Source organism: Bacillus sp. SG20033 (assembly GCF_044570195.1).
Classification (GTDB): domain Bacteria; phylum Bacillota; class Bacilli; order Bacillales; family Bacillaceae; genus Bacillus; species Bacillus subtilis.
Genome location: NZ_CP172606.1, coordinates 3,464,100 through 3,479,268 on the forward strand (window position 1 = coordinate 3,464,100; position 15,169 = coordinate 3,479,268).

At 44.3% G+C, this 15,169-nt stretch carries 14 protein-coding genes and 1 riboswitch; of the genes, 6 read left to right on the forward strand and 8 right to left on the reverse strand.

Going from position 1 to position 15,169, the window contains the following annotated elements; genetic code table 11:
* Positions 1-142: 142 nt before the first annotated feature.
* From ACFVP7_RS18330 to ACFVP7_RS18340, 3 genes are read right to left on the reverse strand one after another with little or no spacing between them, the layout of a single operon-like run.
* The gene (locus tag ACFVP7_RS18330) at positions 143-952 is read right to left on the reverse strand and encodes an ABC transporter ATP-binding protein (protein WP_338730882.1); all 810 of its coding nucleotides are present in this window, start codon (positions 950-952) and stop codon (positions 143-145) included.
* A 15-nt stretch (positions 953-967) separates the two neighbouring features.
* Positions 968-1,978 (reverse strand): iron ABC transporter permease, encoded by a 1,011-nt coding sequence (locus tag ACFVP7_RS18335; RefSeq protein ID WP_338730884.1) that lies wholly within the window; start codon positions 1,976-1,978, stop codon positions 968-970.
* Entirely contained in the window at positions 1,978-3,024 is a 1,047-nt protein-coding gene (locus ACFVP7_RS18340) for an iron ABC transporter permease (RefSeq protein WP_338730886.1), read from the reverse strand. The genes ACFVP7_RS18335 and ACFVP7_RS18340 overlap by 1 nt, the downstream gene beginning before the upstream one ends.
* 206 nt (positions 3,025-3,230) lie before the next feature.
* On the opposite strand from ACFVP7_RS18340, the gene ACFVP7_RS18345 reads away from it, so the two are divergent.
* Entirely contained in the window at positions 3,231-4,178 is a 948-nt protein-coding gene (locus ACFVP7_RS18345) for an iron-hydroxamate ABC transporter substrate-binding protein (protein ID WP_338730888.1), read from the forward strand.
* A gap of 234 nt (positions 4,179-4,412) precedes the next feature.
* Here ACFVP7_RS18345 and ACFVP7_RS18350 read toward each other — a convergent pair whose 3' ends face one another.
* Together ACFVP7_RS18350 and sspJ are read right to left on the reverse strand one after the other, a co-directional pair.
* A complete protein-coding gene (locus ACFVP7_RS18350; RefSeq protein WP_069837773.1) occupies positions 4,413-5,822 on the reverse strand; it encodes an amino acid permease in 1,410 nt (469 codons plus the stop codon).
* 103 nt (positions 5,823-5,925) lie between these two features.
* Positions 5,926-6,105: riboswitch (Lysine riboswitch) on the reverse strand.
* A gap of 116 nt (positions 6,106-6,221) precedes the next feature.
* Positions 6,222-6,362 (reverse strand): small acid-soluble spore protein SspJ, encoded by a 141-nt coding sequence (sspJ, locus tag ACFVP7_RS18355; protein WP_003221612.1) that lies wholly within the window; start codon positions 6,360-6,362, stop codon positions 6,222-6,224.
* A gap of 166 nt (positions 6,363-6,528) precedes the next feature.
* Between sspJ and ACFVP7_RS18360 the strand changes: the two genes are divergently transcribed.
* On the forward strand, positions 6,529-7,011 hold the full coding sequence (locus tag ACFVP7_RS18360; protein WP_003228444.1) for a metal-dependent hydrolase: 483 nt from the start codon (positions 6,529-6,531) through the stop codon (positions 7,009-7,011).
* A 99-nt stretch (positions 7,012-7,110) separates the two neighbouring features.
* Positions 7,111-8,964 carry an LTA synthase family protein gene (locus ACFVP7_RS18365; protein ID WP_338730891.1) on the forward strand — a complete coding sequence of 618 codons (1,854 nt, stop codon included), beginning with the start codon at positions 7,111-7,113 and terminating at the stop codon, positions 8,962-8,964.
* A gap of 27 nt (positions 8,965-8,991) precedes the next feature.
* Here the strand turns inward: ACFVP7_RS18365 and ACFVP7_RS18370 are convergent, their stop codons facing one another.
* Positions 8,992-9,918 carry a substrate-binding domain-containing protein gene (locus ACFVP7_RS18370; RefSeq protein WP_064671659.1) on the reverse strand — a complete coding sequence of 309 codons (927 nt, stop codon included), beginning with the start codon at positions 9,916-9,918 and terminating at the stop codon, positions 8,992-8,994.
* 110 nt (positions 9,919-10,028) lie between these two features.
* On the opposite strand from ACFVP7_RS18370, the gene modA reads away from it, so the two are divergent.
* Together modA and modB are read left to right on the forward strand one after the other, a co-directional pair.
* Positions 10,029-10,811 carry a molybdate ABC transporter substrate-binding protein gene (gene modA / locus ACFVP7_RS18375; RefSeq protein ID WP_163117186.1) on the forward strand — a complete coding sequence of 261 codons (783 nt, stop codon included), beginning with the start codon at positions 10,029-10,031 and terminating at the stop codon, positions 10,809-10,811.
* A complete protein-coding gene (gene modB / locus ACFVP7_RS18380; protein WP_163117184.1) occupies positions 10,783-11,475 on the forward strand; it encodes a molybdate ABC transporter permease subunit in 693 nt (230 codons plus the stop codon). Before modA ends, modB begins: the two co-directional genes overlap by 29 nt.
* 30 nt (positions 11,476-11,505) lie before the next feature.
* Here the strand turns inward: modB and pgoN are convergent, their stop codons facing one another.
* On the reverse strand, positions 11,506-12,336 hold the full coding sequence (gene pgoN / locus ACFVP7_RS18385; RefSeq protein WP_041850543.1) for a glyoxal/methylglyoxal reductase: 831 nt from the start codon (positions 12,334-12,336) through the stop codon (positions 11,506-11,508).
* A 222-nt stretch (positions 12,337-12,558) separates the two neighbouring features.
* Between pgoN and yvgO the strand changes: the two genes are divergently transcribed.
* Positions 12,559-13,044: a stress response protein YvgO gene (yvgO, locus tag ACFVP7_RS18390; protein WP_003243913.1), complete on the forward strand. Its 486-nt coding sequence runs from the start codon at positions 12,559-12,561 to the stop codon at positions 13,042-13,044.
* 42 nt (positions 13,045-13,086) lie between these two features.
* On the opposite strand, the gene ACFVP7_RS18395 is transcribed toward yvgO, so the two are convergent.
* On the reverse strand, positions 13,087-15,099 hold the full coding sequence (locus tag ACFVP7_RS18395; RefSeq protein WP_015714699.1) for a Na+/H+ antiporter: 2,013 nt from the start codon (positions 15,097-15,099) through the stop codon (positions 13,087-13,089).
* Between the last annotated feature and the right edge of the window lie 70 nt (positions 15,100-15,169).

Genomic DNA, 15,169 nt, shown 5'->3' on the forward strand with positions numbered 1-15,169 from the left:
AATATTTTCGAAACATTCTAACCAATATTATCTATTAATTCAAAAAGACTTGCAATCCTTTTATTGAAATGACGGAATCAAATAGAAAAATTGTATTTTCAAAGCCGAATAAAAAAAATCCCGGCTTCAAACCGGGATTTTTTCATACAGTAACTAGCTCTTTTTCATTTTTAATCAAGTCATATGTCAAGCATACAGGTTTATTTGTGCGGGGATCAGTCACGATTTCGGCATCAATCTGAAATACCTGCTTCAAAATGTCCGGTGTCATGACCTCCAGTGCAGTTCCTTCCTTGATGACCGTGCCTTTTTTGAGCGCGATCATATAATGAGAAAAACGAGCTGCATGGTTAAGATCATGAATGACCATTAAAATCGTCCGCCCTTGCTCTTTGTTGAGTCTGTCAAGCAGCTGCAGAATTTCAAGCTGATGTGCAAGATCAAGATACGTTGTAGGTTCATCCAGCAGAAGCAGTTCCGTCCCTTGCGCAAGCGCCATGGCAATCCACACGCGTTGACGCTGTCCGCCTGACAATGCCTCAATCGGCCGTTCAGCATATTCAGCCATGCCTGTTTCTTCAAGCGCCCATTTGATAATCCGGCGGTCTTCGTCATTTAATCTGCCGAATCCTGATTGATGCGGAAACCTGCCGTACGACACCAATTCGTGCACTGTTAGGCCGCTCGGCGCTTCAGGTGTCTGTGGAAGAATCGCCATATCTTTTGCAATGTCCTTTGTAGACATTTTATGAATCGCTTTGCCATTTAAATAGACGGCACCTGCATGTGAACGCATAATTCTGGACATTGTTTTTAAAATCGTTGATTTCCCGCAGCCGTTCGGGCCAATTAAGGTGGTAATTTTCCTTTTAGGAATCGATATATTTAAATCCTCTACAATCACCCTGTCGCCATAACCGATTCCAAGCTGTTCCGTTGATAATGAATTCATATTCGGCCCCCTCCTCTAATTCGCTTTCATCAATAAATAAATAAAGTAAGGCGCACCTAGCACGGAAATGACAAGTCCGACCGGAATTTCTGATGGTGCCAATACATTTCTCGCCAGCGTATCAGCAAGCAAAAACAGGAATGAGCCGATGAAGGCGGAGACCGGTATCAGCGTCTGGTGACGTGGACCGGTCAGCCTTCTAGCCACATGCGGCGCGATCAATCCGAGAAACGCAATGCCCCCCGCAGCTGCCACGCATGAAGCGGCAAGAGTGACCGCTGCCAGAAGAAGAATCCGTCTTTCCCTTTCAACAGCGGTGCCCAGCCCGGTCGCCAATTGGTCTCCGAGCTGCATAATGTTCAAATAGCGCGCCTTATATAAAGTAAACAGAAGCAAGATCACAATCCAAGGGAGAATCGCCCAGATCATATTCCAGTTCGCCCCCCATATTGAGCCGGATATCCAAACCGCGGCTTGCATAAAATCATGAGGGTCCATCTTGAGCTGAAAAATCAGCAACAGGGCGTTGAACCCGGCATTCACCCCTATGCCGACTAAAATCAGCCGAATCGGTGTCACGCCTTTTTTCCATGCCAGAATATAAATGAGAAACGCAGCGAGGATCGCTCCTGCCAAAGCACTGAACGGCAGCATAAATGTTCCGAAAAAGCTGATATCTGAAGCTGACCCTTGAAAAAAGTATATAAAAAGCACTACAGCAAGTGAACCGCCGGCGTTAATTCCGAGAATACCAGGCTCGGCAAGTTCATTTTGAGACACGCTTTGCAAAATGGCTCCAGCTACGGAGATCCCTGCTCCAACAAGCAAAGAAAGGATGATCCGAGGCAGCCTGAACTCAAATAAGACAAGTTCATCACGCGCCGTTCCTTGGCCGAAAAAGACCTGAAGCGTTTTAAGCGGTGCAATTTTGATAACGCCCAAATTGAGACTGATAAAAAAGACCACCACGATAAGCAAAAAGGTCACAGCCATTACAACGAGCGGTTTGTTTGTTTTTGTTTTCATTACAGCCCTCTCCTTTCACGACGTGCCAAATAAAAGAAAAAGGGAACGCCGATAAGAGAAGTCAGCGCGCCGACAGGCGTTTCAAAGGGCGCATTTACGAGTCTGGCCGCTACGTCAGCAAAAACAAGCAAAACAGCACCGAGCACCGCCGAGCAAGGAATGATCCACCGATAATCCACACCGACCAAAAAACGGGTAATATGCGGAATGATCAGCCCGATAAATGCAATGGTGCCGGCAATGGAAACCGCAGCTCCGGTCAGAATTACTACAATAAGCATGCCAACCAGTTTCACCGCTGATGTATATTGTCCAAGCCCTTTTGCCAGATCGTCACCGAGACTTAACACTGTCACAGACCGGGCGATGAAAAACGCGAGCGTTAAACCGACAGCCCCTGCAATAAGCAAAAGCTGGACCCCCGACCATTTCACACCCGCTACCCCGCCTGCATACCAAAAGCTGATATCCTGAGCGACATCAAAGCGGATTGCAATGGCAGTTGAAATGCCGGTAAAGAAATAAGTAACTGCCGTACCCGCCAGAGCAAGCTTTACAGGCGTAAGTCCGCCCCTTGAAAACATGCCGATGCCCATTACCGTCGATGCCCCCAGCCCCGCTCCCGCAAAGGACCATAGCACAAGCCCCATTGCAGAAAGCCCGGGAAAAAAGGCAAACGCAATCGAAACCGCAAACGCAGAGCCTGAAGTCACACCCATAATCGAAGGCTCTGCCAAAGGGTTTCTCGTCATCCCCTGCATGATTGCTCCCGACACTGCCAACAATGCGCCTACAAGCGCGGCAGCCGCCGTTCTCGGCAGCCGAAGATCATGTATAATTTGGTGAGATGTCTTTGTCGGCTGATAATGAAAAATGGCGTCCCATACAGTGCGCAAATGAATATCCGCTGCACCGAGAGATATGGATAAAAATGCGCCAAGGCAAAGCAGGCATAGACCTGCAATAAGGACGATGACCGCGCCATATGTCCTTGACGTCCATTGGATTTCTTCTGATGCAGTCTGTATATTTTTATGTTGACTCAACTGCCGTACTTCCTTTCTGTTACTGATAATGATTATCAATTGCTGTTTCAGTATATCACTTTTTTCAGCTGATTTAATAGAGTGTTTTGAACAAAAATGAAAATGCATTTGCAAAAATATCGTGTCAACCGGCACTTGCAGTGGTATAATCACAGATGATAATGATTCTCTTTTTCATTTATTTTTTTAGAAAGAAGGTATGAGATATGACCCATATATACAAGAAACTCGGAGCCGCGTTTTTTGCCCTGTTATTGATTGCAGCGCTGGCAGCCTGCGGGAATAACTCAGAAAGCAAAGGTTCTGCCTCTGATTCAAAAGGCGCAGAAACCTTTACATACAAGGCTGAAAACGGAAATGTAAAAATCCCGAAGCATCCTAAACGGGTGGTTGTCATGGCAGACGGCTATTACGGCTACTTCAAAACACTCGGCATCAACGTTGTCGGTGCGCCTGAGAATGTATTTAAAAACCCTTACTACAAAGGAAAAACTGACGGCGTCGAAAACATCGGAGACGGCACTTCGGTTGAAAAGGTCATTGATTTGAACCCTGACCTGATTATCGTCTGGACAACACAGGGCGCAGATATTAAAAAGCTTGAAAAAATTGCGCCGACTGTCGCAGTAAAATACGATAAGCTCAACAACATCGAACAGCTGAAAGAATTTGCAAAAATGACGGGAACTGAAGATAAAGCTGAAAAATGGCTGGCCGAGTGGGATAAAAAAGTTGCAACCGCTAAAACAAAAATCAAAAAAGCGGTCGGTGACAAAACCATTTCCATTATGCAAACGAACGGAAAAGACATTTACGTATTCGGTAAAGACTTTGGAAGAGGCGGAAGCATCATTTACAAAGACCTCGGCCTGCAGGCTACAAAGCTGACAAAAGAAAAAGCCATTGACCAGGGGCCAGGTTATACAAGTATTTCATTAGAGAAGCTCCCTGACTTCGCCGGGGATTACATTTTCGCGGGGCCATGGCAATCAGGCGGTGATGATGGCGGCGTTTTTGAAAGCTCCATTTGGAAGAACCTGAATGCCGTTAAAAATGGCCATGTCTACAAGATGGATCCGATCGGTTTCTATTTCTCTGACCCGATTTCATTAGAAGGACAACTGAAGTTTATTACCGAAAGCTTGACTAAATAAACAAAAGAGCCGCCTGCCCGCGGCTCTTTTGCTGATTTATAAGGAACGGCTCGATTTGAATCATATCGGATATTTTCTTTGAGCCATTCATATTAAGCTGCATCCTCATCACGATCAGTTTTTTTATGCTGGAGAGACTGAAAAACGTTTTTTGCATATTTAACGAACGGATTCGTAACAGGAGAAATTGTGATTTTATAAAAAAGACACCTGAGCAAATCAGGTGTCTTTTCATTATGCATGTTTTTCTTTCTGGAACTTTTTACTCACAAATGGATAAACGATTAAGCCGACAAAGAATAAACCGATGCCGAGGATAAATGTCGTTAAATCTGCTGTGCCTGTTACGATAACAAACACGGAGTATGCACACGCCAGTATTGCGATCAATCCGTCTCTTACACGGGAGCCTTTCAGCTGGTCATACGTTTCACCTTTGATGACTACCTTCAAGCTGTAGATTGCAGATACAAGATACGGAATTAAATATGCAAGTGTAGCCGCTGTCGTTAAAAATGTAAATGCGTCACTTATTGTCCGGGAAATAACCGAGAAAATGAAGACCTGTGACATGACGTTTGTAATAATGAGTGCAATAACCGGACTTCCCTTTTTATTCGTTTTTGCAAAAAATGCCGGGAAATCTCCTGCTTTAGCTGCTTGGTATGGCACCTCAGAGCCAAGCAAAATCCAGCCGAGCATCGTTCCGAATAAACAAAGGATAGCCAAAAGCGCCATAATCACGCTTCCCGCGTTTCCAACAATCGCATAGAGTACATCAACAAATGGTTTTTCAGAGCCGACAAGCTTATCATGCGGCAGAACACCCATCGTAATTAAAGTCACAATAATATATATGCTCAAGGCAATCAGCAAGCCGGTAATTGTCGCACGTTTCACATCACGCTGAGAGCGCGCACGGCCGGACAGGATCACCGCGGATTCAATTCCGACAAACGCCCACAGTGTAGAAATCGCGGCGTTATGAACCTGGCCACCAATTCCAATGCTTGTGCCGTTTTCTCCTTGAACCGGGAAATAAAAATGACCGAATAATGCCGTTTGAAACACAAACAAACCGGCAACGATAAAGAAGACAAAACCTAATACTTTAGAAAGCGTTGTGACAAAGTTTAGTTTACTTGCGCCGTTAATGCTGGCAACAAGAATCGCGTGCGTTCCCCATAACAAGATCGTACATACGGCAAACGTCAGTAATTGGCCGAGTGTCACCTCTTGCCCGCCGATCGAAAACATCTCACGTTTATCAACCAAGATCGGGAAGAACGAAGTCAAGTAACCGGCGAGACTTGTGATGATCGCCACGTTACTGATCCAGCTCGCCACCCAGTAGCCCCACACCATTGTGAAACCGGCAGCGTTGCCTTTTTTCGGGTCAGAAAACAGCGCTCTTGCATAACTTTGCGGTCCCGCTGTCAGTTCAGGCTTGCGAATGGACAAGTGTCCGAACACAAGTGCAATCATCAGCACGCCGGCACCTGTCAAAAGCCAGGCGGACGTAGCTCCAAACGGACTCGCAATTGAAGCAAGCGAGCTCGGCAAGGAGAAAATTCCTGATCCAACCATATTTCCAACGACAAACGCCGTTAATAACCAAAAACCCCATTTTTTTGTCTGTTCCATTCCAGTACCTCCATGATTCTTTGTACGGACCAGACCCCGAGATCATATAAACGCAAAAAAAGCCTGAACAAAAGTCCATGCTTAAAGAAACACACACCCTTGATCTCCGGATAGCCCTCCGCGAAAAAGCACGCGGCAGTCCTGCACTTATTCAGATACAGTCCCAGCATAGAGAAGGATCGGCTTTCTCCACACTTCGGCGCTGATGCCTTTTACACATGTTTAACAGCTCCTGTCAGCCTGGCATGTGTGACTTATCATCCGCGCAACCTCTACCTCACTGAGAAAGAGTGAGGATTTAATTATTCAGTTACTCCCAGAAGGTTATCAAAGAAAGGATGATCTGTCAAAGGGAACAGATGGAAAATACGGATAGAGCCAAGCTCTATCCGCATGTGGTTATCGATTATTTTTCTTTTTTTGCACAGCTTCTTGAAGCGGATCATCTTTTAGAGCTGAACCAGCATCTTCAAGAGCTCCTTGGATTACGTTTTTTTCTTTTTCGGAACGTTTTCCTTTATCTTTATTAAAGAAACCCATTCGTATCACCTCTTTTAAAAAATAGGTACATGTTTAAGATGCCTCTTTTATGAAAAATTATGCGGGATATTTTTTATCGTCCAAAGTCCTGTTGATCAAACATACATTCTCTTGATATATTTGTAATTCAGAGATTTTTTGCAAAAGATAAAAGGAGAAGCGGCAAATGACAGGAAAAACACACATCATGGGAGGCATCGCTTCTTGTACGGCAGCGGCTTATTATTATGGATTTGATCCAGTGCTTATGGCTGCGTCAGGCGCGGTTGGAGCATTAATACCCGATATCTGCCACACACAAAGCAAAATCGGGAGAAAATTTCCTATTTTATCGAAAGTGGTCAGCTCCGTTTTTGGCCATCGTACATTTACACACAGCTTGCTGTTTATGCTCATCATGTTTTTTATCACTTCTACATACATTCCAGATAAAAACATATCAGCCGGCCTGATGATCGGCATGGCGAGCCACTTGATTCTTGACGCTTGGACGGTGAACGGAATCAAATTATTATTCCCTTCCACGATCCGCGTTCGGCTTCCATTATATATGAAGACAGGCAGTTTTTCTGAGCAGCTCGTGCTAGCCGGCCTGACCCTTGCTTCATGTTACTACTTTTATATGCTGTTTCATGGCCGCATGTTTTAAACATGAGTGCTGAGACTTGTCTGAACCGGCTGTTTTTAGTAGGTTTTACTTAAGAAGCATTTCATGCAGATGATCAAGAAAACGTGAGGAGTCATATTGATGAAAGGAACCTTTTTTCACAATCAGCGGTTTTTATGTTTTTCGATCTTATTTATGTGGATCAAAACGTATGTGATATATAAACTCGGCTTTGATTTGCAAATCGATACTCTGTTGGAGGAGCTAATGCTGCTGGTCAACCCGCTCAGCTTTATTCTTCCTTTATTCGGGATCGGCCTGCTTCTGAAAGGAAACAAGCAGCGGGCTTTTTTGCTGATTGCCAATTTGGTTCTGACTGTTATCTTGATCTCTAATACGATTTTTTACGGCTTTTATATCGATTTTATTACCATTCCGGTTTTATTTCAGGCCAGCAACATGAGCGATATGGGCAGCAGTGTAAAAGAATTGTTCCATCCTCTGTTTATCGCCCTGTTTGTGGATTTGGTTTTTCTGCTGCTGTTCGCCAGAAAAACTAAACACCCACAGACAAAAGCCGCTCCCCGCACGGTCAAACGGTACTATGCAGCTTCCTGCGGCATGCTTTTATGCACACTGGCACTTGCAGAAGTACAGCAGCCGAAGCTTTTGGCACATTCTTTTGACCGGGAAATGCTAGTCAAAAGCATCGGTCTGTTTCAGTTCCATATTTACGATACAATTTCTCAGACTGTTAATATCAGCGCGAAAGCTTTTGCCGATGAAGACAGTATAACTGCCATTAAAAACTACACAGAGGCTGATTACAGCAAGCCTGATCAAAGCAAATTCGGTCTTGCAAAGGGGCGCAATGTCATCTTTGTAACACTTGAATCGACCCAAAGCTTTGTTCTGAATGAAAAAGTAAATGGAAAAGAAATTACCCCATTTATGAATGATCTCATTAAAAAAAGCTATTCCTTTGATCATTTCTATCAGCAAACAGAACAAGGCAAAACATCAGATTCAGAATTTATCGTCGCTAACTCACTGTATCCTTCCCTTAGCGGCGCCGTCTTTTTCACGAAAAGCGACCATCAATTTCATACGATGTATAAATCGCTGAAGCAGCACGATTATTATTCAGCCGTCTTTCATGCTAACCATAAAACATTTTGGAACAGAGATGTCATGTACGATACATTTGGCATTGACCGCTTTTTTGATGTTGATGATTTTCATGTCACTCCCGGGACATCGACAAGCTGGGGCTTAAAAGACAAAGAATTTTTAGAGCAGTCCGCCGAAAAGCTGAAAAGCCTGCCGCAGCCGTTCTACAGCAGTTTTATCACGTTAACGAATCATTTTCCGTTTGAGATTGATGAAAGGGATCAGCTGATAGATGAATTCGATTCAAGCAGTGATCTGTTAAACCGCTATGTGACCACGGTTCGCTATGAGGATGAGGCATTGAAGCATTTTATCAAAAAACTGAAAGACGAAGGCTTATACGAAAATTCGATGATCGTATTTATGGGAGATCATTACGGCATTTCTGAAGCCCATAACGAGGCAATGGCTGAGTTTTTAGGGAAAGATGAAATCACACCGTATGACAACGTTCAGCTCCAGCGGGTGCCGTTTATCATACATATCCCGGGAATCACCGATCAACAGCCGGAAACCATCCCTGATGCCGGGGGACAGGTTGACGTCAGGCCGACGCTGATGCATTTGCTCGGCGTTGAGACAAAAGGCGATATCCAATTCGGCAATGATTTGCTGTCGGGCGACCGCACCCCATTCGCCGTTCTGCGAAACGGCAGCTTTATTACGAACGATTATATATACACAAAGAACACGTGCTATAGCCAAAAAACAGGTGAAGTGCTGGAAGATCAGGATGCGTGCCTCCCTTACAAGGAGAAAGCAAACGAAGAACTTTCTCTCTCTGATAAAATTTTAAATGGTGACCTGCTCAGGTTTTCCGAATGAAAAAATCCCTCTATCAAGAGGGATTTTTTACGTTTCCAACATCACCTTGCCAGTCAGCTTCGTTTCATAGCCGTTTAAATGAGACAAATTCGCCTTGTATTCCTCAGAATTCAAAATCTCCTTCACGGCTTTCAGCAGCTGCTCATGTTTTTTCAAAACAACGATATCATATTGTTCGTCGATGAGCGGGATAAAATCAACACTGCCCATATGTGCCGCGTGCTGCGCCCCGATTCCCGCGTCAGCCTGTCCGCTTGAAACTTGTGAAGCGGCAGCGTAATGATCGGTCACGATATCGCCGTATCCCTTTACATCAGCCGGATTCACACCAAGCAAGCCAAGCTGTTCATCAAGGAGCACCCTTGCGCCAGAACCCTTTTCCCTGTTGATGATCCGGATATCGGCTCTTTTCAAGTCTTTCCAGCCTTGAATGTTTTTCGGATTCCCTTTTTTCACATACAGTCCTGCTTTGCGGAGAACGACATTGATGAGACAAAACGGTTCACCTGTCAAAATCCGTTTTACATAAGGAGCGTTATACTGGCCCGTTTCAGCATCGTACAAATGGAGGCTGACAATGTCACACTTGCCTTGATACATATCAATCAGGCTGTTTAAGCTTCCTTTGTATTTACGGAGCGGCGTCTCCTGAATGGCATTCTCCAAATGCTTGCTGAGAAGATCCATCGAAATGTCCTGTCCGCTGATCATGACATTCGGTCTGCCGTCCGGCTCAGCCTCCTGCACCTGTTTCGGCGCTTCTGTTGCAGCGATGGGCTGAGACATTCTCATATTCGTTTTATATTGCTTTAAATCTTCTTCATCCACACGCATCTGCCTTCCGACACGATAAGCAGGCAGCACGCCTTTTTTAATCAAATCATAAACGGTCAGCTTTGATACCTTCAGCAGACCTGCAACTTCTTCTATCGTATAGGAAGAGGTTTCATTCATCATCATCACTCTCCTATTTTATTATACCTTTTCGCCGAATGTAAAAAAACCCACATAAACCAAACATAATCAGTTATAATTAGTTATATCTAATGATAAGGGGTGCAATCATGTTTAAGAAGTATTCTATTTTCATCGCAGCCTTAACTGCTTTTCTCCTTGCAGCAGGCTGTTCTTCAAACCAGTCTTCAACGGACAGCGAGAAAAAAGTAACGTTAACCATCTCAGCTGCCGCCAGCGCGCAGGATGCACTTGAGGAAATCCAAAAAAATTATGAAAAAGAGCATCAAAATATTACCATCCAAGATAACTATGGCTCATCCGGCGCCTTGCAAAAACAGATTTCTCAAGGAGCAGGAGCAGATCTGTTCTTCTCAGCTGCTGAGGATAAATTTAAAAAGCTGGTGGATGATGGAGATATCGCAAAAAAAGACAGCACTGATTTAGTCGGTAATGAAATTGTGCTGGTCGTACCGAAAAACGGAGATTCACCTGTGACAGGCTTCAGCAATCTGGCTGAATCAGAAAAAATCGCCCTTGGCACTCCGGAATCCGTACCGGCAGGAGCTTATGGGAAAGAATCACTGACAAAGCTGTCTTTATGGGACAAAGTGAAGGATAAAATTGTGTATGGAAAAGACGTTCGCCAAGTTCTTTCTTATGTTGAAACCGGCAATGTAGACGCAGGTATTGTTTATAAAACAGATGCCCTGGTCTCGAAAAAGGTCAACATTATTGACGAGGCAAAAGCAGATACACACAGCCCAATTGTCTATCCGTTAGGAATCGTAAAAGATACAAAACACCGTAAGGAAGCGAAGGAATTTTATGAATACCTGCAATCTGATGAAGCAATGAAAGTATTTGAGAAATATGGCTTTACTGCCGAGTAGCATAAGCGTTTCAGAATTTTTCACACCCGTTGTGCTTTCCTTTCAGGTGGCGGCAGTTGCCGGAATTGTTGTCATTATTCTCGGAACACTTGCTGGAGCATGGATGTCACGGGCATCATTTTTCGGAAAAACGGCACTCGAAACATGTTTTATGCTTCCGCTCGTTCTTCCGCCTACTGTTGTCGGTTTTATTTTGATCGTCATTTTCGGAAAGCACAGCTTCATCGGACAAGCCATCGAGTGGATTTTCCAGCAGCCTGTCATTTTCACCTGGTGGGCCGCTGTGATCGCCTCGGCTGTTGTAGCCTTTCCGCTTATGTATCAATCAGCCAAAACCGGATTTGCTGACATTGATCCCGATATACAAGGTGCGGCAATGGTAGACGGCGCTAGCAGATGGAAAGTGTTTATCCATATCTCCGTCCCGCTTGCCTATCCTTCGTTACTGACCGGAAGTATCCTCAGCCTTGCGCGGGCGCTCGGAGAATTTGGCGCAACACTCATGTTTGCAGGAAACATCCCCGGTGTTACCCAAACACTGCCGACGGCGATATATGTCGCATTGGATTCCGGCAACAATACCCTTGCTTGGGCGTGGGTCGTCTGTATTGTTGTCATTTCCTTTTTGATGCTGTTTTTCATTCAACAGAAAAAAACGCACTAAAAAAACTCCCCATAACAGGGAGTTTTTTGATTAAAACAGAAGCTCATCAGGATTTGGGCCGACACGCTCATCTTTATTTAATGCGTCAATTTTGTCCATGTCTTCTTGAGACAATTCGAAATCAAAAATATCAGCGTTTTCGATGATACGGTGTTCTTTAATGGATTTTGGAATGGTTACAACTTCATGCTGCAGATCCCAGCGCAAAATCACTTGAGCCACAGATTTATTGTGTTTTTCAGCAATCTGTGTCAGCACTTCGTTATCCAAAAGCTGTCCCTGCATGAGCGGAGACCACGCTTCCAGCTGAATGCCTTGCGCTTTGCAGTAATCTCTTAATTCTTTTTGCGTCAAACGAGGGTGAAATTCAACTTGGTTCACCATCGGTTTGATTTCAGCATCTTTCAACAGCTCTTCTAAATGATGAACTTGGAAGTTGCTGACGCCGATCGCGCGAATTTTGCCATCTTTGTACAGCTTTTCAAGCGCGCGCCATGTATCTTTATATTTATCTTTGCCAGGCCAATGGATCAAATATAAATCTAAGTAATCAAGCTGTAATCTTTCCAGGCTTTTTTCAAAGGCAGCAAGCGTTGTTTCGTAGCCTTGATCTTCATTCCACACTTTTGATGTGATGAAGAGCTCTTCTCTTGACACACCGGATTCTTTAATCCCGATGCCAACGCCTTCTTCATTTTTGTAGATCGCTGCTGTATCAATACTGCGATAACCATTTTTAATTGCCGCTTTCACTGATTCAGTCGCTTCATTACCATTTTCTACTTTAAAAACACCCAGACCGAACCAAGGCATTTCAACTCCGTTATGTAACTTTACAGTATCTTTTAAACTTGTTGGCACTTGAACATCCACCCTTTCACTGAAATGTAAGCGTCTATATTATCTCACATTCCTCTCAGCCGATACCAATAATACGCTTAAGACCCTCTTTTTGCTTCTTTTTTCACAGCACAGGCAAATTCAGACACTATTTTTTTCCTATTTTAACAATATTGAGATTACAAATACATTGAGCAGGGTATGCGTGTAGTGTAACCAAATGAAAACAAAGGAGGAAACAACTTGAAACGTATTCGTATCCCAATGACACTTGCTCTTGGTGCCGCTTTGACAATTGCCCCTTTGTCCTTTGCTTCCGCTGAAGAAAATCCTGCTCCGAAGATGTCGCAGACAACTACTGCTGGAACAACTGCCGCTGATGTAGGTTTAAACGTCAACCTGGATGTACTTGGAATTGCCAACCAGATCGCTGATGCCATCAAATCCGCACAGAATAGGGATGGCTTTGTGAAAAACCTCATGGAGTCTTCCTTCTACGCGTCCGGCCAAAAATATAACGTCATGGTCTTTAATTTAAGCCAGGAATATGAAGATCATTTGAACGGTGTGCAATTTTACGGCTCAGCCGTTTACGACGGCATTACGTATGGCATTTGGGTATTTGAAGACGGAACCTTTACAAACAAAGGCGATGGCGGCTGGATCAACTGGGCCTTCAGAGGCTGGTTCGACCGGGATGGCAGCACTGTCGCATTTCATCGCCCTTAATAAAAAAAAGCTGGCGCTCTAACGCCAGCTTTTTTGCTGCATTTATTCGCCGCCTTCAAGCATGGCGGCTTCGACATCATTAATGTATTGGCGAAGCTCATGGGAGATGTCCCGGGAAATTTCTCTTTCCTCGAAAAGTGTTTGAATTTCATTTCTGATCGCCTGTACAGCCTTCAGCTTCACTTCCAGCTTCTGATTTTCAAAATGGGCGCTTGATTTCAGCTCATGATGGCTGTGCTCCAGCCTGAAAATTAACTGTTTATAGAATGTAATGACAGATAAAAACACTTCTTTATGCTCTTCCGTCTTGTGTTTTTCCAGATATTCTATCGCTGCTTTTGCCGTTTTCACTCTTGTTGCCCGTATCAATCCCGCTTCATTTAAAATCGACATCTCCGGCTTTTTATGTTCACCGAAGAAAATCCAATACATCAGCCTCTTGAGCCTTGTTTTTGATAATCCGACTTTAAACGGGTTCGCATACAAAATTTCCAACTCGTTAAATCGTTCTTGCAGCACATTTGCTGTTTCTTCCGGGATGTCTCCCCGCTCCAGCATTTTCATCAGCGCCTCTTGCTCTGCCTTAACCCCTTGGGCACGGACTTTACGCTCGTGCTTTTTGATGCGATTAGACGATGTATATTGCTGAAAACGAAGATTTTTCATTTTCTCATTGTATTCAGCTATCACCGCAAGAGAGGCCGTTTTGTTTGTCTCATTCATGTCCTCTTTAATCGTTTGAAGGGCTGTTTTGATCAATTTGCGTCTCGCCGTCAGCAGCTTCTTGTTTCGTTCCTCGTCCTCTTCTTCTTTTTCAGTCAGAATCGGCAGCACAACGGTAGCAATGACAAGCGTGCATAAAATGACGCCGGCTGCTAAAAAGAGAATCAGATTTCTTTCCGGAAACGGCGTGCCGTCCTCCAGGAAATACGGAATGGAAAAAGAACCTGCAAGCGTTACTGCTCCACGCACACCAGAAATCGAAATTAACAGCGTCGAACGAAGACCCGGTTTATAGATGTTCTGATCTTTATTAAAGAACCATTTGCCGTTCCAGAAGAACAGCACCCACAGGAACCTCAGGAGCATTAACGTAAATGTGATGACTAGGATATAGCCGATCACCTTCATGTTGCTGATGGCAGTGTCGTTAAAGATAACAGAAATAACATCAGGGATTTGCGTGCCGAGAATAACGAAGACCAGGCCGTTCAAAATAAATAAAATAATGTTCCACGTACTTGAGGAGACAATTTGCAGCTTGATCATCGTTGATTCCAGACGATCCTGTTCAACCGCATGGGTAATACCGCCAGCCACAACAGCTAAAATGCCGGAAACGCCGATTTCTTCAGCTGCCAAATAAATCACAAACGGCGTCAGAATTTGAATCAGCATATGCATCGTGACATCCTGCATGCCAAGGCGGCGCAGAAATAGGCGAAAACGAATAATCAAAAATGAAATGACAACTCCGCACAGCAAGCCTCCGAGAGAAATAAAGACAAAGCTGACAGCCGCTTGTGCTAATGAAAATGCACCAGTCACTGCCGCTGCAATCGCAAACTTAAAGGCCACCAGACCTGATGCGTCATTCATCAGCCCCTCACCTTCCAGCAGGCGAAGAATCCCTTTTGGCATTTTCACTCTTCCTGATAATGCGCTGACAGCGACGACATCAGTCGGTGAAAGAATGGCCGCAAGTCCAAAGGCCGCTGCCAGCGGAATAGCAGGAATCATCCAGTGAATCGTGTAGCCGCCTACAATCACAGTCGCAAATACAAGGCCGAGTGCAAGCAATAAAATCGGAGCCCTTAAATTCCAAAGCTCTGCCCGCGGTGTCCTCTTTCCATCATTAAATAGCAGAGGCGCGATAAACAGAACAAAAAACAATTCGGTATTTAATTCAAAATGAAGACCCTGTGGAAATGAGGCGGCAAGAATCCCAAGAGCCACTTGAATCAGCGGCACCGGAATAAACGGAATAAACCGGTTCACGATATTAGAAATCGCAATAATCGTTAATAATACGAGCACAACTAAAAATATGTCCAAATGCATGACCTCCTTCGTCTGTTGTGTGTCGGCATGATGAGCCAAAAAATCTGTTTGTCTAAAAGCCCTT